Raw genomic sequence first — 19,118 nt, forward strand, 5'->3', positions numbered from 1 at the left:
GGCGACCCGCGCGAAGGGGCGCCCGCCCTCGGTGGTGGCGGCGAGCGCCGGCTCGGCGAGCCCGGCCAGGCCGCGGGCGCGCACGGCCAGTTCGGCCGGGGCGTCGGCGATGGCGACGGCCTGGCGTACGCAGGCGTCGAGGTCGTGGTGGAGTTCGACGGCACCGAGGAGGACGGACAGTTCGTGAAACGTTTCCGCACTGGGTGCCGGGGGCCCGTCCGCCAGGGCCAGCGCCCGGCGGAGGAAACGGGCCGCCGCTTCGTAGTCACCGACGGCCGCCGCCTGCGTACCGGCGTTGTGCAGCACGTCCAGGCCCCAGTCGCAGCCGGCCTGGATGAGGTGCTCGGCGGTCTCGGTCGCCGGGGCGCCGAGCCGGGGCAGCACCACGGCGGCCCGCTCGTGCAGGCCGAGCCGGACCGGTGCGGGGATCCGTGCGAGCACGGCCGGCCGCAGGGCCGGATACGGGAAACGCGCCGGCGGCCCGGCATCGAGCAGCCCCGCTCGCACCAGCGACGCGCGGGCCCGCTGGATCTGCGCGTCGCCGCACTGCGAGAGCGCGCCGCACACCGCCGCCTCGGTGTCGGGCCCGAGCACGGCCAGCTGGGCCAGCAACTCGGCGGCCTCGGGATTGTCCTCCTCCAGCCAGGCGAGGACCGTCGCCGACAGCGCGGCCGAGCCGATCGCGAGGGCCTGCACCGGATCGGGCGTACCCGGGGAGATCCGCTCCTGCCGCAGCCGCCCCGCGAGCTCGCCGAGGATGCGCGGGTTGCCGCGCGAGAGCGTGTGGCACAGGGCGGCGAGTTCCTGGTCCACCGGGGCGTCGAAGGCCCGCTCGACGAGATCGCCGGTACAGGTCGGGCAGAGCGGCTCGGGCCGTATGCGCCGCAGGTATGGCAACTGGCCCAGGTCCGCGAGGAGTTGACCGGCGCCGGTCGAGGGGAGGGTGGCGACCATGAGGACGGGCAGCTGGTCCAGGCGCCGCGCGATGGAGGAGAACCAGAGCAGGGACGCCGGATCCGCGTGACTCAGGTCGTCGACGAGCAGCGCGAGCGGCCGGTCCGCGCTGAGGGTGCGGGTGGTGCGCAGCAGCCCGAGCAGCACCTCGTGGCTGGGGCGTCCGCCGTCCGGGTGAGTGCCGTCGAAGTCCGGCACCCCGCCCCTGCCCATGCCGAGCACGGGGTCGAAGAGCTGGCGGACCATGCCGTACTCGAAACCGCTCTCACTGGGGTGGCAGCGGGCCCGCAGTAATTGGCTCTGCGGGGGGAGGATTTCGGTGACGGCCTCCAGTAAAGCGGACTTTCCAATTCCGCGATTACCTTCGACGGTGATGACCGCAGGGCTTCCCGGGGCGAGTTCACCGATGGCCTCGCGGAAGAGGGAAAGCTCGTTCTTCCGGTGCAGCAGGGCATCCATTCGGCCAATGTTTCATGTGATGCTTCTTCAGATCAAGCGCGTGGCGGCCGCGGGCCCGGCCCGCCGACAACTCGCCTGCCGCGCTCCGCTTTCGCGACGGCCCCCACCCTCCTGTACACCGTCCGGCTTCCGTACGTACGCCCCGACCAGGACTTTCCCTACCGAGGCACGCCGCAGGACCGGTCGGGTTACGTATCCGCCGGCCCGGTTGCGTACCCGGTGAAGCATTTACCCGCCACCACACCCATGTTTGAGTGGCGAACGCCGGAATGCAGGAAAGTACTAGGGGGGCTCATGGAAAGACCGCGGATAAAGGCGCACTTCCACATCGACGTCGTGGCGGAATCCCAAGTCTTCCTGTACGCGGAGGGAAAGGATTTTCTCGTACCGGGAAAGGCCGCCGCGGCGCTGGTACCGCTGCTCGACGGCCGGCGCACCACCGTCGAGATCGTCCAGGCGCTCGCCACCCGGCTGCCCATCCCCGCAGTGTTCGCCGCACTGAGCCGCTTCGAGGCGGCCGGGCACCTGGCCGAGGGCCGCCCGGACCTGCCCGAGGACGTCCTCGCCTACTGGGACGCCCTCGGCGTCGACCCCGCGCGGACCCTGGACGCCCCGCCCCTGACCGTGGCGGCCGCCGACGGAGTCGACCCCGAGCCCGTACGCGCCGCACTCGCCGCGCTCGGCCTGCCGGTCACCGTCACCGCCCTCGGTGACGAACCGGCCGTAGGCCTGTCCGTCGTCCTGGTCGACGACTACCTCGACCCGGCCCTGGAAGACCGCAACGCCCGCCAGCTCGCCACCGGCCGCCCCTGGCTGCTCGCCAGGCCCGGCGGCACCGCGCCATGGATCGGGCCCTTCCTGCGCCCCGACCACACCGGCTGCTGGTCCTGTCTGGCCCAACGACTTTCGGGCAACCGCCAGTTGGAGCGCTACCTCGCCACCAAGCGCGGTGAGAACGTGCCCCGCCACCCCGCCCGTGCGCGGATCGCCGCAGGCCCCCTCGCCGCGGCCGGACTGCTCGCCGCCGAGGCCGCCCGCATCGCCGCCACCGGCGAACCCGGCGCGCTGTGCGGCCAGATGGTCACGGTCGACCTCGCCACCCTGCGCACCGAGAACCACGTGCTGGTCCGCCAGCCCCAGTGCCCCTCCTGCGGCGACCCCGCGCTCTTCACCGAGCGCAGCCCCAAGATCGCCCTCACGCCGGGGGAGGCCCGGCACACCGGCGACGGCGGCTACCGCGTCGACCGCCCCGAGGCCACCCTCGCCCGCCTGGAGCGGCACATCAGCCCGCACTTCGGCGCGATCACCCGCCTCGTCTCGCACACCCCCGAGACCGACACCCTCACCTTCAGCTACTCCGCGGGCCACAACTTCGCGATGGTCAACGACAGCATGGACCTGCTGCGCCGCAACCTCCGCGGCCAGAGCGGCGGCAAGGGCCGCTCCGAGATCCAGGCCAAGGTCAGCGCCGTCTGCGAGGCCATCGAGCGGTACGTCGCCGTGTGGCGCGGCGACGAGCCGGTACGCCGCGCCGCCTACCGCGACCTCGACGGCCGCACCGCCGTGCACCCGCGCAGTCTGCTGCACTTCTCCGAGGCCCAGACGGCCCACCGCGCCACGTGGAACCAGGACCCCGCCAACCGCCTGCACAAGGTGCCCGACCCCTTCCGCGAGGACGTGCCCCTCGACTGGTCGCCCGCCTGGTCCCTCACCCACGACGAGGAGCGCCTCGTCCCGGCCGCGTACACCTGGTACGGGCACCCCGACCTCGACGACCACTTCTTCTGCATCAGCGACTCCAACGGCAGCGCCGCCGGCAACACCCTCGAAGAGGCCGTACTCCAGGGCCTGTGCGAGCTGACCGAACGCGACGCCGTCGCCCTGTGGTGGTACAACCGGCTGCGCGTCCCGGCCTTCGACATGGACTCGCTCGCCGACCCGTACGTCGGTGAACTCCGCGCCTTCTACGAGGGCATGGACCGCGACCTGTGGATGCTCGACATCACCTCCGACCTCGGCATGCCCGTGTACGTCGCGGTCTCCCGCCGCCGCCACGCCGTGCAGGACATCATGGTCGGCTTCGGCGCCCACCCCGACCCCCGGATCGCCGCGTTCCGCGCGCTCACCGAACTCAACCAGTTCCTGCCGATGATCGAAGCGCGCGACGAGGACGGGAACACCGCCTACCTCGTCGACGACCTGGAGACCCTCACCTGGTGCAAGGAGGCCACCGTCGAGCAGGAGCCCTGGCTGCTGCCCGACCCGGCCGCACCCGCCACGAAGGTGGGCCCGCCGGCCGGCTTCGACCTCGCCGAGCGCATCACCGAACAGGTACGCCGCATCGAGGAGGCCGGCTCCGAGGTCATCGTCGTCGACCAGTCCCGCCCCGACCTCGAACTCAGCGTCGTCAAGGTCATCGCCCCCGGCCTGCGGCACTTCTGGCGGCGCCTGGGCCCCGGCCGCCTCTACGACGCCCCCGTACGCATGGGCCTGCTCGAACAGCCGACGCCCGAAGGCCGCCTGAATTCCTGGAACGTCTTCTTCTGAGGGGAGCGGACATGACCCACACACCTCTTCCCGTGCTGCGCCTGCGCCGGGACGCCACCCTCGCCGACGGCCGCATCGACACCCCCTTCGGCGTCCTGCCGCTGAAACAGCTGCCGCCCGGCGCGGCCGCCGCCCTGACCGCACTGTCCGCCCACGACACCGCCGCCGGCGAGCTCGCCGCCCTGGTGGTGGCGGGCGACGGCGAGGCCGGCCTGATGCGCTGGCATCTGCTGCAGGCCCGGCTGGCCGCCACCGGCCTCCTCGAACACGCCGTCACGGGCCCCGACGGACAGATCGCCGCACGCCTGGTCCCGCGAGGCCGCGGCAGCACCGCGCTGGCTGCCTGGCCGGCCGGCGCCGACCCCGTACCCGTACGGCTGTCCCGGTTCGCGCTGCTGCGGACCGAGGACGCGGTCCTCACCCTCCAGGCCCCCGGCTCCCACCTCGCCGTCGAACTGGCACCCGCGGCAGCCTCTCTCCTGGGGCAGCTCGGCGACTGGACGAAGGACCTGCCCGTACCCCTGCTGCGGCTCCTGGCCACCGCCGGACTGCTGACCCGCGCCGGCCACGGCCCGGACGGACTCCCGGCCGACCCGGAAGCCACCGGCCGCGGACCCGCTCAATGGCACCCTCTCGACCTGGCCTTCCACTCCCGCACCCGTACCCCCGCCGCCGCGTCCGGCTACGGCGGCACCTATCCGGGCAAGGACCTCTTCGACCCCGAACCCGCCGCCGCCCCGCTCGGCGACGGCCCGCGCATCGCCCTCGACACCCCCGACCTCGACCAAGTCGCCGCCCGGGACCCGTCGTTGACCCAGGTCATGGAGGCACGCACGTCCCGCCGCGCCCACGACGACGAGTATCCCCTCACCGTGGGACAGCTCGCCGAACTCCTCTACCGCACGCTGCGCATCCGCTCCGTCTTCACCGGCTCCGACGGCCAGGAACTCGCCGACCGCCCCTACCCCAGCGGTGGCGCGGTCCACGAACTGGAGGTGTACCCCCTGGTCACCTCCTGCCGAGGGCTCGACCCCGGCCTGTACCGCTACGCCGCCGACCGGCACGAACTGGACCACGTCGCCGTCCCCGGCCCCGCCACCGCGGCCCTCGTCAAGGAGGCCCGCGAAGCCGCCATGATGAGCAGCGACCCGCAGGTCGTCCTCCTCGTCGCCGCCCGCTTCGGCCGTGTCATGTGGAAGTACGAGACCGTCGCCTACCCGCTGATCCTCAAGCACGTCGGCGTCCTCTACCAGACCCTCTACCTCACCGCCGAAGCCATGGGGCTGGCCGCCTGCGGCCTCGGCGGCGGAGACACCACCGCCTTCGCGGCGGCCACCGGACGCGACCCGCTGCTCGAAGGCAGCGTCGGCGAACTCGTCATCGGCAGCCGCGCCCCCGAACCCGCGGAGTCCGCCGCCGAGACCGCCGCCGCAGCGGCAGCAGAGGGGTAGGCGGCCGTGCAGTTCCGCTACCAGGCGCTCCAGCGCAAGCGTGAACCCGACGAACTGGACGCGCCGGTGCTGCTGGCCGCCCCCCGGGGCTGGATCGCCGTCTTCGTCGTGATGATCGTCCTGGCCGGCGCCCTGGTCTGGTCGCTCAGCGCCCACCTGCGCGTCTCGGTCGCCGCCCCCGGCGTGCTCACCCACCCCGGAGGCACCAGCCAGGTGCAGAGCCCGTACGCGGGCATGGCCGAGCGGATGCTCGTGAAGCCGGCCCAGCAGGTGAGGGCCGGGCAGCCCGTCGCCCGCCTCCAGGGCACCGACGGCCGCACCCGCACCGTCACCAGCCCCTTCGCTGGACAGGTGATCAGCGCGACCCTGACGGCCGGTCAGATCGTCGGCGTCGGCGAAACGGTGGTCACCGTCGAACGCACCGACCTGCCCGACGACCGGCTCCTCGCCCTCGTCTTCGTCCCCGCCGACCAGGCCGCGCGGCTGCACCCCGGCAGCCCCGTCGACCTGTCGGTGTCCACCGCCCCGCCCGCCGCCTTCGGCTTACTGCGCGGCAAGGTCACCAGCGTCGCCCCCTACCCGCTCACCCGCGAAGCGCTCGCCGGACTGGTCGGCGGTGACCTCGCCGCCGGCCGCTTCCACACCGGCAAAGCGCCCCGCCTGGTGACCGTCGATCTGGTCCCCGACGCCGGATCGGCCTCCGGATACGCCTGGTCGACGGCGAAGACACCCCCCATCCACCTGGCCTCACAGACCTCGGTGTCGGCCTCGATCCAGCTGCGCACCCAGACACCGTTCGACCTGGTCCTCGGCCGCTGAGGAGGACGCAGACCCATGAGCGACACCATGACCCGCCGCCCCCAACGCGAGGAGGCCCGCGCCCGGCGCCGCGCGCGCCGCCGCGCCCACCGCGTGCCCACCGTCATCCAGATGGAATCCGTCGAGTGCGGCGCGGCCAGTCTCGCGATGGTCCTCGCCCACTACGGCCGCCACGTTCCCCTCGAAGAACTGCGCGGCCTGTGCGGGGTCTCCCGCGACGGCGCCAAGGCCAGCTCCCTGATCGCCGCCGCGCGCTCCTTCGGCCTGATCGCCCGCGGCTTCCAGACGGAGGCGGAGGACCTGCGCAAGCAGACCGGCCCCGTCATCATCTTCTGGGCGTTCCAGCACTTCATGGTCGTCGAGGGCGTCTCCACCCGCTTCGGCCGCACCCTGGTCGCCGTCAACGACCCGGCGAACGGCCCCCGCCTCATGGAGTGGGCCGAGTTCGACTCCGGCTTCACCGGCATCATGCTCACCTTCGAACCCGGTCCGGACTTCCGCCCCGGCGGCTCCCGCACCGGCACCACCGCGGCCCTCCTGCACCGCCGGCTACCCTCGGGCCGGGCCCTGCCCCTGGTCGTCCTCGCCAGCCTCCTCCTGGTGATCCCCGGCATCGTCGGCGCCGCCTACTCCAAGATCTTCATCGACCGTGTCCTCGGTTCGGGTACGGGACCGGCCGCCGCCGTCGTCCCGCTCGCCGCGGCCATGGCGGTCACCGCCCTCATGGTGTTCGTCCTCACCTCCGTGCAGCAGCACTACCTGCTGCGCATGGAGATCCGCTCCGGGCTCGTCGGCTCGGCGCGCTTCTTCCGCCACCTGCTGCGGCTGCCCATCGAGTTCTTCCTGCAGCGCCGCCCCGCCGAGGTCGCCAAACGGGTCGCCAGCAACGACACGGTGGCCGTGATCCTCTCCCGCGACCTCGCGGGCACCGCCATCAACCTGGTACTCGTCGTCTTCTACGCGGCCCTCCTGATCCGCTACGACCTGCTGCTCGGTGCCATCGGCCTGGGCACCGCCGCCCTCAACGTGCTCGTCCTGCAAGCCGTCGCCCGCTCCCGCAAGGACGCCGTCGCCGCCCTGCGCACCGACCGCGGCAACCTCATCGGCACCACCTTCGCGACCCTGTCCACCATCGAGACGGTCAAGGCGACCGGCGCCGAACCCGACGCCTTCACCCGCTGGTCCGGCTTCCTCGCCAAGGTCACCACCGCCCAGCAGCACCTCGGCCGGGCCACCGCCCTGCTCCTCGTGGTCCCGCCGCTGCTCGCCATCGTCAACACCGGTGTCCTGCTGCTGGTCGGCGGCATCCGCGTCGTCGAGGGCACCCTGAGCGTCGGCATCCTCGTCACCTTCCAGACACTGCTGTCCGCACTGGGCCGCCCGGTCGCCCAACTCACCAACCTGGGCTCCCGGTTGCAGGACATCAGCGCCGACCTCCGCCGCATCCACGACGTGGAGAAGTACCCCCTGGCCCGCGACTTCCGCAGACAGCCCACGGACCGGCCGGCCGAGACCGGCCGCCTCGACGGCAGCCTCACCCTGCGCGACGTCACCTTCGGGTACGGCCCGCTCGCCGCCCCCGTCGTCACCGGTCTGTCCCTCACCCTCACCCCGGGCAGCCGCACCGCCGTCGTCGGCGGCTCCGGCAGCGGCAAATCCACCGTCGGCCGCCTGGTCACCGGCCTGTACGAGCCCCGCAGCGGCGACATCCTCGTCGGCGGCCGCTGCCGCGAGGAGATCCCCCGCGACGTGCTCGCCGCCTCCATGGCCTACGTCGACCAGGACATCGCCCTGTTCTCCGGCACGGTCCGCGACAACCTCACCCTGTGGGACGACACGGTCCCCGACGAGGTCGTCCTCGCCGCCCTGCGCGATGCCGCCGTCTTCGACGAGGTCATGGCCCGCCCGGGCGGCCTGCACGCCCACGTACGCGAAGCGGGCGCCAACTTCAGCGGCGGCCAGCGCCAGCGCCTGGAGATCGCCCGCGCCCTCGCCGCACAGCCCACCCTGCTCGTCCTCGACGAGGCCACCAGCGCCCTCGACCCGCAGACCGAACGCACCATCGTGGACAACCTGCGCCGCCGCGGCTGCGCCTGCCTGATCATCGCGCACCGGCTCTCCACCGTCCGCGACGCCGACGAGATCATCGTCCTCGACGCCGGCCGGGCCGCCGAACGCGGCACCCACGACGGTCTCCTGGCCGCCGGCGGCCCGTACGCGGCTCTCTTCGAATCCAGCCGTGCCGAGGAGCGTGACACCCTGTGAGCAGCCCCGCACCCCTCAAACCCGAGACCGGCGGCACCCTCCTCCTCGACGACCCCGCCGTGCTGCTCGCCGTCGAGTCCGGGGCCGCCGACGTCTTCGCGGTCAGCCGTACGCCCGGCAGCGCCCCCGGCGCCGTACCCGACGGCCGCTGGCACTTCCTGTGCCGGGCGGAGGAGGGCATGCTCCTGCCCTGCGGAGCCGACGGCGACTTCCGGCACGCCGTCGTCGCCCGTCCCGTACCCGGCTCACAACTGACCCTGCGCCCCCTGGCGGACCTGACCACGTCCGAACCCCTGCCCGCCGGCCTGACCCGAGGCATCGAGGCCCTCGCCGCCGCCCTTCCCGGCCCGCTCCCGCCCCGCCGCTTCACCTCCCTCCAGGCCGACGGCGTCACCCACCTCGCCCCCCGCGAAGCCGCCCGCTCCGTCGACGGCATCCGCTGCGTACGGGTGGCGGAGGGCGAGCTCGACACCACCGACGAGCCGTCCACGGACGCCGCCGCCCAGTCGGCCACGGACAGCGCCGCCGAGTCGTCTCTCGTCCTGCCGCCCCTCACCATCGGCGCCGAACTCCTTCTCACCGAACGGGACTGGGTACGCGCCCGAACCCCGGCCCGCCTCATCGCCGTTCCTCTGCACGAGCTGCACGCGACCGGCCGTCTGCCCGAGGCCCTCCTCCGTCACGCCGCCCGCCTGCGCGCCACCTTCGACCACCGCATCGCCCTCCGCCACAGCGAGGAACGGGCCGAACTCGCCGCCCGGCACGACCGGGACGGCACGGTCCTGCCGTCCGCGCTGCGCGGCTTCGACGCCGTCCTGCAGGACACCGCGACCCGCGTCCGCCTCGCCGACGTCGCCGCCGACCCGCCGATGCTGGCCGCCGTCCGGCTGGTCGCCTCCCGCCAGGGCTTCTCCGTACGCCCCCCGGTCCGCGCCAACACGCCCGGCCGCACCCGCGACGAACTGCGGGCCATCGCCCTGGCCTCCCACATCCGCACCCGCACGGTCCGCCTCGACGGCGCGTGGTGGACGGCCGACCTGGGCTCACTGATCGGCTACCGGACCACCGGCCACCCCGTCGCCCTGCTCTCGCTGGGCCACGGATACGTCATGGTCGAGGACGGCGAGGTCACACCCCTCGACAAGGCCACCGCGGCGCGCCTGCGCAGCACCGCCGTCGCCCTCTACCAACCCCTGCCGCCGAAGGTCCGCACCGTCGCGGGCCTGCTCCGCTTCGGCCTCGCACCCGCCCTCGGGCACGGCCGCGACTACGCCCGCTTCGCCCTCACCGGCGTACTCGTCGCCCTCATCGGCCTGATCGTGCCCGTCATGACCGGCAAGATCCTCGGCTCGTTCGCCCCCCGCGCCGACCGCGACCTCATCCTGCAGGGCGCCCTCGTGGTGATCGGCGCGGGCCTCGCCACGGCAGCGCTCTCCGTCGTCCAGAACCTCGCCGTCCTGCGCATCGAGAGCCGCTCCGGCGCCGCCATGCAGGCCGGCCTGTGGAACCGACTCCTCACGCTCCCCGCCGCGTTCTTCACCCGCTACTCCACCGGCGAGCTCGGCACCACCGTCCTCGGCGTGAGCGCCGCACAGGAACTCCTCTCCGGCCTGCTCACCACCGCCACCCTCGCCTTCCTCACCGGCCTCGCCAATCTCGTCCTCGTCTACTGCTACGACCTGCGCCTGGCCCTCCTGGCCACCGCCCTGACCACCGTCGGCATCGTCTTCGCCGCGGCCGCGGGACGCCTCCAACTGGCCTGGTCCCGCCGCGAGTACGTACACGACCAGGGCATGTCCGCCCTCGTCTTCCAGATGCTCACCGCGATGCCCAAACTGCGCGTCGCCGCCGCCGAGGAGCGTGCCTTCGCCCAGTGGTCCCTGAAGGCGGGCAAGGGCCACGCCCTGACCGCGTCGGTACGCCGCATCCAGAACGCGGTCACCACCTTCAACGCCGGTTTCCCCCTGGTGTGTTCGACGATCGTCTTCGTCACCGTCGCGAGCCTGCCCGGCCCCCGCCTCGCGATCGTCGAGTTCCTCCCCTTCTACATGGCCTTCAACCTGCTGCTCTCCTCCAGTCTCCAGTTCACCGCGGCAGCCGTGACCGCCGTGGGCACCGTCCCCATGCTGGAGAAACTGCGCCCCATCCTCGAAGCCGTCCCCGAGACCGACGGCACCAAGGCCGACCCCGGCGACCTCTCCGGCCGACTCGCCGTCTCGCACGTCTCCTTCCGCTACGGCCACGACGGTCCCCTCGTCCTCGACGACGTCTCCGTCACCGTCGACCCGGGTGAGTTCATCGCCGTCGTAGGCCCCTCCGGCAGTGGCAAGTCCACCCTCCTGCGCCTGCTCCTCGGCTTCGAGTCCCCGCTGACCGGGACCGTGCTGTACGACGGCCAGGACCTGGCCGAACTCGACGTGTCGGCGGTCCGCCGGCAGTGCGGAGTCGTCCTCCAGCACGGGTCGCTCCAGTCCGGTGACATCCTGGCCAACATCGTCGGCAGCAGCGGCCACACCCTCGACGAAGCCTGGACGGCCGCCGAGATGGCCGGCTTCGCCGACGACATCCGCGCCATGCCGATGGGCATGAACACGGTGCTCTCCGAGGGCACCAACACCCTCTCCGGCGGCCAGCGCCAACGCCTGATGATCGCCCGGGCTCTGGTCGCCCGCCCGCGCATCGTCTACTTCGACGAAGCCACCAGCGCCCTCGACAACCCCACCCAGAGCGCGGTGGCCGAAAGCACCCGTCGCCTCAACGCCACCCGCCTGGTCATCGCCCACCGCCTGTCCACCGTGGTCGACGCCGACCGCATCCTCGTCCTCGACAAAGGCCGGATAGTCCAGGAGGGCACCTACGCCAGCCTCCTTTCGGACCCCGACGGCCTCTTCGCACGTTTGGCCGGTCCGCAGCTGTCCTGACGCGCCCTATCGCTCCCCCCTCGCCACTGGCAAGATCGGAGCCGCCCAATGTCCCGACGCACTACGTCACTTGACCCAAGGAGCAGAGATGGCCACCCCCACCAACGCCCTCAAGAACCCCAATGTCCTCCTCCCCGTCCTCTACGGGGCCCTCGTCGTCCTGACCGCCGTCTTCGCCTCCGGCACCCTCACCACCATCGTGGCCGTGGTGGGCGCCGTCCTCCTGGGCGTCTACTACGCCACGACGTCCCGCAGAACCAACCGCTGACAGCGAACGGACCGGGGTTGGGAAACCCCGTCGAAGTGTCGACCGCCCTTGCTCCGGGGCGCGAACCACGGCTCCTCGACGGGGTGGACGGTGCGGAGTGACGGTGGACCTGCCTTCTCAGCCGGCTCTCGGGACTTCTTCAGCCGGGAAGGCCGCTCGCTGGGCGTCACCGACGTCTGCTGTTGAGCTGAAGCAGCCGGCCGAGTCAGGACCAGAGGCCACTTGGTGGGCCTCGGCGGAGTGCCTCGGCCGACCGCGTACGCGTTACCCCTACTTCAGCCCGATCTCCGCGCAGTCCGCCGCGTACTGCGACGTGCAGATGTCCTTGACGGTGTAGACGCCGTCCCGGATCACCGTTTCCTTGATGTTGTCCTTCGTGACGGCGACGACCTGGACCAGGTTGGACCGGATGTCCTTTTCCGTCGGGCTGTCGACGGAGTCGGGGGTCAGCGCGTCGAACTCGAGGGAGCGGCCCTGGACCTTGGCGACGGCCAGCTCCGCGGCGTTGTCCGCCTCCAGGAGGAACGGCTTGTACACGGTCATGTACTGCTCGCCGGAGACGATCCGCTGCAGTGCCGCCAGATCCGCGTCCTGGCCGGTCACCGGGGGGATCTTGCTCGCTCCTGCCTCCTTCAGCGCGTCGATGACGGCGCCTGCCATCCCGTCGTTCGCCGAGTAGACGGCGGCTATGTTGTCGAGCCCGATGGCCTGGATCGCCTTCGCCATGTTCGCCTTGGCGACCGACGGCAGCCACTCGCGGGTGTCGTACTTCTTGGCGATGATGACGTTGCCGTCCAGCTCGCTGAGCGCGCCCTCCTTGAACAGGGCCGTGTTCGGGTCGGCGACGGAGCCGTTCATCATGACGATCTTGCTGGTCTTGGACTTGTTACCGAGTGCACCGACGATGGCGCGGCCCTGTACCTGGCCGACGAGCTCGTTGTCGTGCGAGACGTACGCGTCGATCGGACCCTGGGCGAGCCGGTCGTAGGCGATGACGGGGATCTCGGCGTCCTTGGCCTTCTGGACGTCGGACGAGATGGCCTTGGCGTCGACCGCGTCCACCAGGATCACGTCCACCTTGGCGTCGATCATCTGCTGGAACTGTTGGCTCTGCTTGGCCGCGCTCGCGCCGGCGTTGGCGTAGCGGACCTTGCCCTTGTTCTTGGTGAGGGAGGCGACCTTGTCCTTGATGAGGGGGTAGTCGAACTTCTCGAAGCGTCTCGTGTCCTTGTCGGGCAGGAGCAGACCCACCGTGATGTCGTCGCCCTTCTTCGGGCTCACGGAGCTGCTGCTCCCGGCGATGCCCTCGATGGCGCCGCACGCGGCGAGCATCAGGGTCGATGTGGACACGGCCACGACGAGGGGGAAACGACGTGCGGCGGAGCGGACGATGGGTGAAGCGTTCACTGCAGGTGCCTTCCGGGGCTAGAGAGCAGCCTGGTGACCAGGTGGTGAAAGCCAACGCGTAAGCGCGTTCATCGTCAAGGGTTCCAGTTAACGAGATCGCAACAGCAATCACGCGTAACATCCAACGGCTACAGGCCCGTCGGTGGGCGTCCTCCAAGTTCAGGGGGGCTGTGGGCACTTGTCGGTCCACCTCGTCGGCCCCGCGACAGGGCGGACTTTGCCAGCCGGTCGTGCCGGTCGCCGCCGCTTGGGACGCCCCGACCAACGCAAGCCGTACAGGCCCGGGTTCCGTCGACTGTTCAGTCGGTGGAACCCGGGGGATTCAGGCGTGCGGGGTCACCCCGGTGGGGTCCGTCAGTCCCGTGGCTGGACGATGTTGACCATCCACGGGATGCCGAAGCGGTCCGTGCACATGCCGAACACGTCGCCCCACATCTGCTTGTCCAGCGGGACGGAGACGGAACCGCCGGCGGACAGCTTCTCCCAGTAGCCGCGCAGTTCGTCCTCGTCTTCGCCGCTGAGGCTCACCGAGAAGGTGTTGCCCGGCGTGTACTCCATGCCGGGTGGGGTGTCGGCGCCCATCAGGGTGAAGCCGCTCGGGGTCTCCAGCATCCCGTGCATGATCTTGTCCGCGCTCGGGCTGTCCGGCTGACCGAACTCCCCGAAGGTGTTGAGCTTGAGGGTGCCGCCGAAGACCTCCTCGTAGAACTCCATCGCCTGCCGGGCGTCGCCGTCGAAGCTGAGATACGGGTTGAGGCGTGAGGCCATCAATACCTCCCGAAGTGATCGAAATGATCGAAATGGGCTGAACTGTCGGACGGACGCAGACTAGCGCGGGCCACTGACAACGGCCCGGCGTGTGGGCGGCGAGCGCCGTCGCGTCGTGCCGTCCGTGGTGTCCGAGGGCTCCGCCTCGGCATGGATTTCGATCACCTGATCGACCGGGGCCCCTCGATACCCGTCGACAGGGGCCCCGCCCCGGTACGGCCCATCGCTCGATTGGCCTGAAGCTGTCAGGGATCCGTCAGCTCAGTCCGCTTGACTGTCTTTCAGATGCCCCCTGCCCCTGCCCACCTGTCCCGGCCTCCCCGACCGAGGAGAGAAGAGACATGACCACCCCCCACACCCCCCACACCCCCGACCCACCCCACCTCGATTTCGACCCCGAAGCGCTCCGCGCCAGATACCGCACCGAACGCGACCGCCGCATCCGCCCCGACGGCCGCGGCCAGTACCGCGCCACCAGCGGCGAGTTCGGCTCGTACGACGAAGACCCCTACCGCGACCGCGAGTTCGCCCGGGAGCCGCTGCACGACCGGGTCGAGGCGGTGGTCGTCGGGGGTGGGTTCGGTGGGTTGCTCGCCGGGGCTCGGCTGCGGCAGGCCGGGGTCGAGTCGGTCCGGGTGATCGAGAAGGGTGGGGACTTCGGCGGTACCTGGTACTGGAACCGGTACCCCGGCATCCACTGCGACATCGAGGCGTACGTCTATCTGCCGTTGCTGGAGGAGATCGGTTACGTCCCCCGATGGCGGTACGCGCCGGGGGAGGAGATCCGGCAGCACGCGCGTGCCATCGCGCGGCACTTCCGTCTCTACGACGACGCCTGCTTCCAGACGCAGGCCACCGAACTGCGGTGGAGGGAAGGGGAGGACGAGGGGGAGGGCGAGGGGAAGGAGGAGTGGGTTGTCGGTACCGACCGTGGTGACCGGATTCGGGCCAAGTACGTCGTGGTCTCCAGCGGCACCCTCAGCCAGGCCAAGCTGCCCGGCATCCCCGGGATCGAGACGTTCAAGGGGCATACGTTCCACACCAGCCGCTGGGACTACGCCTACACCGGCGGTGACGCGAGCGGCGGTCTGACCGGGCTCGCCGACAAGCGGGTCGCGCTCATCGGCACCGGTGCCACCGGAATCCAGGTGGTGCCGCATCTCGGAGCCGACGCCCGGCACCTGTACGTGTTCCAGCGCACGCCCTCCTCCGTCGACGTACGCGGAAACCGTCCTACCGATCCGGCGTGGGCGCGGTCGCTGCGGCCCGGCTGGCACCGGCATCGCAGGGACAACTTCCTCAAGGTCGTCACCGGCGTGCGCGGCGAGGAGGACCTGGTGAACGACGGCTGGACCAGCAGTGCACGGCTGCAGGAGAAGCTGATTCCGACCAACTCCTACGCGCACCTCCCGGCCGATGAGCGCGAACGGGCGTACGAGATCGCCGACTTCCAGAAGATGAACGAGATCCGGGCCCGGGTGGAGTCGACCGTCGAGGACCCGGAGACCGCCCAGAAGCTCAAGCCCTGGTACCGCTACATGTGCAAGCGGCCCACGTTCAGCGACCACTACCTCCAGACCTTCAACCGGCCCAACGTCACCCTCGTCGACACGGCCGACACCCACGGCGTGGAGCGGATCACCGAGACCTCTGTCGTCGTCGGCGGAGTGGAGTACGAGGTCGACTGCGTCATCTTCGCCACCGGCTTCGCGGTCGGTGTGTCGGGGCTGGTGTCCGGGCAGTTGCCGGCGTACGGGCGCGGCGGTGTCGCCCTGCTGGACCGGTGGAAGGAAAGCGGCCCCCGTACCCTCCACGGGTTCTGCACCCACGGCTTCCCGAACCTCTTCCAGCTCGGGTCCCTGCAGAACGCCGCCGCCGTCAACTTCGTCCACGTCCTCGACGAACAGGCCACCCACATCGGCGAGGTCGTCGCCGAGGCGCGCAGGCGCGGGGCCCGGTACGTCGAACCCAGCGCCGAGGCCGAGGAGGCCTGGGTGGCGACGATCCGCGAGAAGGCACCCGACCAGTACCGCTTCCATGCCGAGTGCACCCCGGGCTACTACAACAACGAGGGGCGCCCGCGGCAGCGCAGCGAACAGTTCGGCGATGGGCCGGTCGTTTTTCACGAACTGCTCGCCCGCTGGCGCGCGGAGGGCGGTACGGAGGACGTCCTCGTCGACGCCGAGCAGGGGAAGCGGCGGCTCTCCTAGGACGCCGGGGCCGTCCCCAGGGAGCGTTCCGTCACCCGGGCCAGATGGCGGGCGAACACCTCGCGGGTGTCCGGGGTGAGCGTGCGCAGGGCCACCAGGGCCGTGATCACGACGTCGCACAGTTCGCCCTGGACGTCGTCCCAGGTGTGGGTGACGCCCTTGCGCGGGTTCTGGCCGGTCGCCCCGATCACCGCCTGGGCGACCTCACCGACCTCCTCGGAGAGCTTCAGCATGCGCAGCAGCAGGGCCTGGTCACCGTCGATCGGGCGGTTCGTGTCCAGCCAGGTCCACAGGGCGTCGATGGAGCTCCACAGGTCCGCCGTCGTCTCGACCATCGGCTCACCGGCCGTGTCGACAGTCGGGGCACCGGCCGTGTCGACAGTCGGGGCACCGGCCGTGTCGACCGTCGGGTCACCAGCCGTTTCGACCGTCGGGTCACCAGCCGTTTCGACCGTCGGGTCACCGGCCGTGTCGACAGTCGTTTCGGCAGCTGCTGTATCGGGGGAGGTGGCCTGATCCGTCATGGCGGCAGCCTGCCACGCCTGCCTGTCCGCCGGACACCACGCCTGCCTGTCCGCCGGACACCACGCCCCTACTCGTCGAACGTCTCCTCGAACAGCGCCTGCTGCTCGCCCTCCTCCGCCTTCCGCAGCCGCCGGTTCCGGGCGCCCACGACCAGCGCCGTCACCAGTCCGGTCGCCGCGAACGCCGCCGGGACCATCCAGCCCCGGTTGACCGCGTGGCGCAGCGAGTGGTCCAGGGAGAGCCGGCCGGGGCCGGTGATGGCGAGGCCCGCCGCGGTCAGGCCGAGGGACGCCGCGTACTCGTAGCCGCCGCTCTGGTTGAAGAAGCCGTTCGGGGTGTGGACCGCGGCCGCGCCCGCCATCGCCCCGGCCGCCGCCGCCCCGGCCGCCGGGGTCGCCAGGCCCAGGGCCAGCAGGGTGCCGCCGCCGGCCTCGGCCAGCCCGGCCGCCGCGGCGCTCTGCTTCCCGGGCGCGTACCCGACGGACTCGAAGAACTGGCCGGTGCCCTCCAGTCCATGTCCGCCGAACCACCCGAACAGCTTCTGCGTGCCGTGCGCGGCCAGCACTCCGCCGGCGCCCAGCCGGAGCAGCAGCAGGCCCAGATCACGTCGGTCGTAACAGCTCACGATGACTCCCGGAACAGACAGAAGGGGCGGGGGGACACCCCACGCGTTTCCACCGTCGCACCCCTCACACCTACCGGCCCCGCCCGCCGTGCCGTTCGGGTGGCGCGCTCCCGGCGGTGGTGTGACTCTGACTGCCATGACGATTCAGACAGCCAAGCTGAGCGACCCGGCCGTCCGCGCCTTCGTCACCGCCGTCAACGCCCATGACCGCGAGGCCTTCCTGAAGCTCCTCGCCCCCGGCGCGACCATGGCGGACGACGGGTCCGACCGCGACCTCGACGAGTGGGTCGACCGGGAGATCTTCACCTCCCACGGTCACATGGAGGTCGACAACGAGTCCCAGGGCGGCCGTGCCCTCCTCGCCCGCTACAGCAACGACACCTGGGGCGAGATGCGCACCAGGTGGAGCTTCACGGTCGAGGACGACGGCAGGATCTCCCGCTTCGAGACCGGCCAGGCCTGAACCTCGTACGGCAGCCCGCGCAGCCCGCGCACCCCGTACGCCGGCACAGCCGGAAACAACCCGCAGAAACCCCTTGCCCTAGAGCGCACTCCAACTCCTAGCGTGCAACGTCATGGAGACCACGGAGACCACACGCACACTGGGCCGCACCGGCATTGAGGTCAGCGCCCTCGGCTTCGGCTGCTGGGCGATCGGCGGGGAATGGCAGGACGCCGACGGGCAGCCGCTCGGGTGGGGCAAGGTCGACGACGAGGAGTCCGTACGGGCGGTCCGGCGCGCCCTCGATCTGGGCGTCACGTTCTTCGACACCGCCGACACCTACGGCGCCGGACACAGCGAACGCGTCCTGGGCCGGGCGCTCGGCAAGCGCCGGGACGACGTGGTCCTCGCCACCAAGTGGGGCAACGTCTTCGACGAGGCCACTCGTACGCTCACGGGCGGCGACGACACCCCGGCCTACGCCCGCCGCGCCCTGACGGCATCCCTCACCCGCCTCGGCACCGACCACATCGACCTCTACCAGCTGCACCTCTCGGACGCCGACCCGGAGCGTGCCGCCGAACTGCGCGATACCTGCGAGGAGTTCGTGCGCGAGGGGCTGATCCGGGCGTACGCCTGGAGCACCGACGACCCGGCCCGCGCCGCCGTGTTCGCCGAGGGGGAGCACTGTGCGGCCGTACAGCACGCCATCAACGTGCTGCAGGACGCGCCCGAAATGCTGGCGCTGTGCGACGAGTTGGACCTGGCGAGCATCAACCGCAGTCCGCTCGCCATGGGGTTGCTGACCGGGAAGCGGCATGGGGCCCTGGAGGCCGGGGACATCCGGAGTCGTCCGCCGCAGTGGTTGCAGGGGTTCGAGGAGGGCTCCGGTGCCGCCGCCGACTGGGTCGCCCGCGTCGACGCGCTGAAGGACGTCCTCACCAGCGGCGGCCGTACGCCCGCCCAGGGCGCCCTCGCCTGGCTGTGGGCGCGCAGCCCGCGCACGGTCCCGATCCCGGGCTTCCGTTCGGTCGCCCAGGCCGAGCAGAACGCGGGCGCGATCGAGAAGGGGCCGCTCACCGCGGAGCAGATGGCCGAGGTCGACCACATCATCGGGCGGTGAACGGCCCCTCCTAGGGGATCCGGGGGATCACAGGCGCGGGGATCAGAGACGCACGGTCTGTTCGGTCAGGCTGATGTGGCCGGCCTTGATGGTGGCCACGCGGGGGACGCGGCGGGCGATCGACGAATCGTGGGTGACCAGGACGAAGGTCAGCCCGTGCTCGACGCGGATGAATGCGGATGCGCGCGCGTCGACGCAAGATCGCCGCGGCAGCCGTTCCCCCGCACCGGTGCGTACCCCGCAGCCCCCCGCGAGATCCACCCCCACCCGGTGCGGGGAACGGCTGCCGCCACCCCCCTCGGGTGCGGTTGGCGGAAGCCGGGTCCTCCAAGTG

Annotated in this window: 14 protein-coding genes and 1 pseudogene; 9 read left to right on the forward strand and 6 right to left on the reverse strand. The window is 71.5% G+C overall.

The features are described 5' to 3' along the window. On the reverse strand, positions 1-1,413 hold a 1,413-nt coding region (locus tag ACWBNA_RS29970), incomplete at its 3' end, for an AAA family ATPase (protein WP_482707639.1). A 294-nt stretch (positions 1,414-1,707) separates the two neighbouring features. On the opposite strand from ACWBNA_RS29970, the gene ACWBNA_RS29975 reads away from it, so the two are divergent. The 6 genes from ACWBNA_RS29975 to ACWBNA_RS30000 all read left to right on the forward strand — a co-directional run bounded on the left by ACWBNA_RS29975 (position 1,708) and on the right by ACWBNA_RS30000 (position 11,684). Beyond that, positions 1,708-3,960: a TOMM precursor leader peptide-binding protein gene (locus ACWBNA_RS29975; RefSeq protein ID WP_482707640.1), complete on the forward strand. Its 2,253-nt coding sequence runs from the start codon at positions 1,708-1,710 to the stop codon at positions 3,958-3,960. 11 nt (positions 3,961-3,971) lie between these two features. After that, positions 3,972-5,411 carry a SagB family peptide dehydrogenase gene (locus ACWBNA_RS29980; protein WP_482707641.1) on the forward strand — a complete coding sequence of 480 codons (1,440 nt, stop codon included), beginning with the start codon at positions 3,972-3,974 and terminating at the stop codon, positions 5,409-5,411. A 6-nt stretch (positions 5,412-5,417) separates the two neighbouring features. Next, entirely contained in the window at positions 5,418-6,230 is an 813-nt protein-coding gene (locus ACWBNA_RS29985) for a biotin/lipoyl-containing protein (RefSeq protein WP_482707642.1), read from the forward strand. 15 nt (positions 6,231-6,245) lie between these two features. Then, the gene (locus ACWBNA_RS29990) at positions 6,246-8,495 is read left to right on the forward strand and encodes an NHLP family bacteriocin export ABC transporter peptidase/permease/ATPase subunit (RefSeq protein WP_482707643.1); all 2,250 of its coding nucleotides are present in this window, start codon (positions 6,246-6,248) and stop codon (positions 8,493-8,495) included. Continuing rightward, positions 8,492-11,416 (forward strand): NHLP bacteriocin export ABC transporter permease/ATPase subunit, encoded by a 2,925-nt coding sequence (locus tag ACWBNA_RS29995; RefSeq protein ID WP_482707644.1) that lies wholly within the window; start codon positions 8,492-8,494, stop codon positions 11,414-11,416. Before ACWBNA_RS29990 ends, ACWBNA_RS29995 begins: the two co-directional genes overlap by 4 nt. An 88-nt stretch (positions 11,417-11,504) precedes the next feature. Next, a complete protein-coding gene (locus tag ACWBNA_RS30000) occupies positions 11,505-11,684 on the forward strand; it encodes a hypothetical protein (protein ID WP_482707645.1) in 180 nt (59 codons plus the stop codon). A 270-nt stretch (positions 11,685-11,954) separates the two neighbouring features. Here the strand turns inward: ACWBNA_RS30000 and ACWBNA_RS30005 are convergent, their stop codons facing one another. After that, positions 11,955-13,016, reverse strand: a complete 1,062-nt coding sequence (locus tag ACWBNA_RS30005) for a sugar ABC transporter substrate-binding protein (protein WP_482707756.1) — start codon at positions 13,014-13,016, stop codon at positions 11,955-11,957. 429 nt (positions 13,017-13,445) lie between these two features. Continuing rightward, a complete protein-coding gene (locus tag ACWBNA_RS30010; RefSeq protein ID WP_482707646.1) occupies positions 13,446-13,859 on the reverse strand; it encodes a VOC family protein in 414 nt (137 codons plus the stop codon). Between the two features lie 341 nt (positions 13,860-14,200). Between ACWBNA_RS30010 and ACWBNA_RS30015 the strand changes: the two genes are divergently transcribed. Then, a complete protein-coding gene (locus ACWBNA_RS30015) occupies positions 14,201-16,069 on the forward strand; it encodes a flavin-containing monooxygenase (RefSeq protein ID WP_482707647.1) in 1,869 nt (622 codons plus the stop codon). Here ACWBNA_RS30015 and ACWBNA_RS30020 read toward each other — a convergent pair. Then, a complete protein-coding gene (locus ACWBNA_RS30020) occupies positions 16,066-16,404 on the reverse strand; it encodes a MazG-like family protein (RefSeq protein ID WP_482707757.1) in 339 nt (112 codons plus the stop codon). The genes ACWBNA_RS30015 and ACWBNA_RS30020 overlap by 4 nt on opposite strands. Before the next feature lie 257 nt (positions 16,405-16,661). Further along, complete coding sequence (locus ACWBNA_RS30025) at positions 16,662-17,219, reverse strand: DoxX family protein (protein WP_482707648.1); 558 nt, start codon at positions 17,217-17,219, stop codon at positions 16,662-16,664. 136 nt (positions 17,220-17,355) lie between these two features. Here ACWBNA_RS30025 and ACWBNA_RS30030 point away from each other — a divergent pair, with 136 nt between their 5' ends. Together ACWBNA_RS30030 and ACWBNA_RS30035 are read left to right on the forward strand one after the other, a co-directional pair. Then, the gene (locus tag ACWBNA_RS30030; RefSeq protein WP_482707649.1) at positions 17,356-17,682 is read left to right on the forward strand and encodes a nuclear transport factor 2 family protein; all 327 of its coding nucleotides are present in this window, start codon (positions 17,356-17,358) and stop codon (positions 17,680-17,682) included. Between the two features lie 112 nt (positions 17,683-17,794). Next, positions 17,795-18,784: an aldo/keto reductase gene (locus tag ACWBNA_RS30035; protein ID WP_482707650.1), complete on the forward strand. Its 990-nt coding sequence runs from the start codon at positions 17,795-17,797 to the stop codon at positions 18,782-18,784. A 42-nt stretch (positions 18,785-18,826) separates the two neighbouring features. Here ACWBNA_RS30035 and ACWBNA_RS30040 read toward each other — a convergent pair. Further along, positions 18,827-18,946 (reverse strand): annotated as a pseudogene (locus tag ACWBNA_RS30040) (ABC transporter ATP-binding protein); the annotation flags it as partial. Between the last annotated feature and the right edge of the window lie 172 nt (positions 18,947-19,118).

This window comes from Streptomyces sp. Q2, assembly GCF_056820935.1.

What these genes read in the sequence shown, in the direction of transcription:
- ACWBNA_RS29975 (WP_482707640.1), top strand. Translation starts at nt 1,708, where the DNA reads ATGGAAAGACCGCGGATAAAGGCGCACTTCCACATCGACGTCGTGGCG.
- ACWBNA_RS29980 (WP_482707641.1), top strand. Translation starts at nt 3,972, where the DNA reads ATGACCCACACACCTCTTCCCGTGCTGCGCCTGCGCCGGGACGCCACC.
- ACWBNA_RS29990 (WP_482707643.1), top strand. Translation starts at nt 6,246, where the DNA reads ATGAGCGACACCATGACCCGCCGCCCCCAACGCGAGGAGGCCCGCGCC.
- ACWBNA_RS30000 (WP_482707645.1), top strand. Translation starts at nt 11,505, where the DNA reads ATGGCCACCCCCACCAACGCCCTCAAGAACCCCAATGTCCTCCTCCCC.
- ACWBNA_RS30005 (WP_482707756.1), bottom strand. Translation starts at nt 13,016, where the DNA reads ATGCTCGCCGCGTGCGGCGCCATCGAGGGCATCGCCGGGAGCAGCAGC.
- ACWBNA_RS30010 (WP_482707646.1), bottom strand. Translation starts at nt 13,859, where the DNA reads ATGGCCTCACGCCTCAACCCGTATCTCAGCTTCGACGGCGACGCCCGG.
- ACWBNA_RS30015 (WP_482707647.1), top strand. Translation starts at nt 14,201, where the DNA reads ATGACCACCCCCCACACCCCCCACACCCCCGACCCACCCCACCTCGAT.
- ACWBNA_RS30020 (WP_482707757.1), bottom strand. Translation starts at nt 16,404, where the DNA reads ATGGTCGAGACGACGGCGGACCTGTGGAGCTCCATCGACGCCCTGTGG.
- ACWBNA_RS30030 (WP_482707649.1), top strand. Translation starts at nt 17,356, where the DNA reads ATGACGATTCAGACAGCCAAGCTGAGCGACCCGGCCGTCCGCGCCTTC.
- ACWBNA_RS30035 (WP_482707650.1), top strand. Translation starts at nt 17,795, where the DNA reads ATGGAGACCACGGAGACCACACGCACACTGGGCCGCACCGGCATTGAG.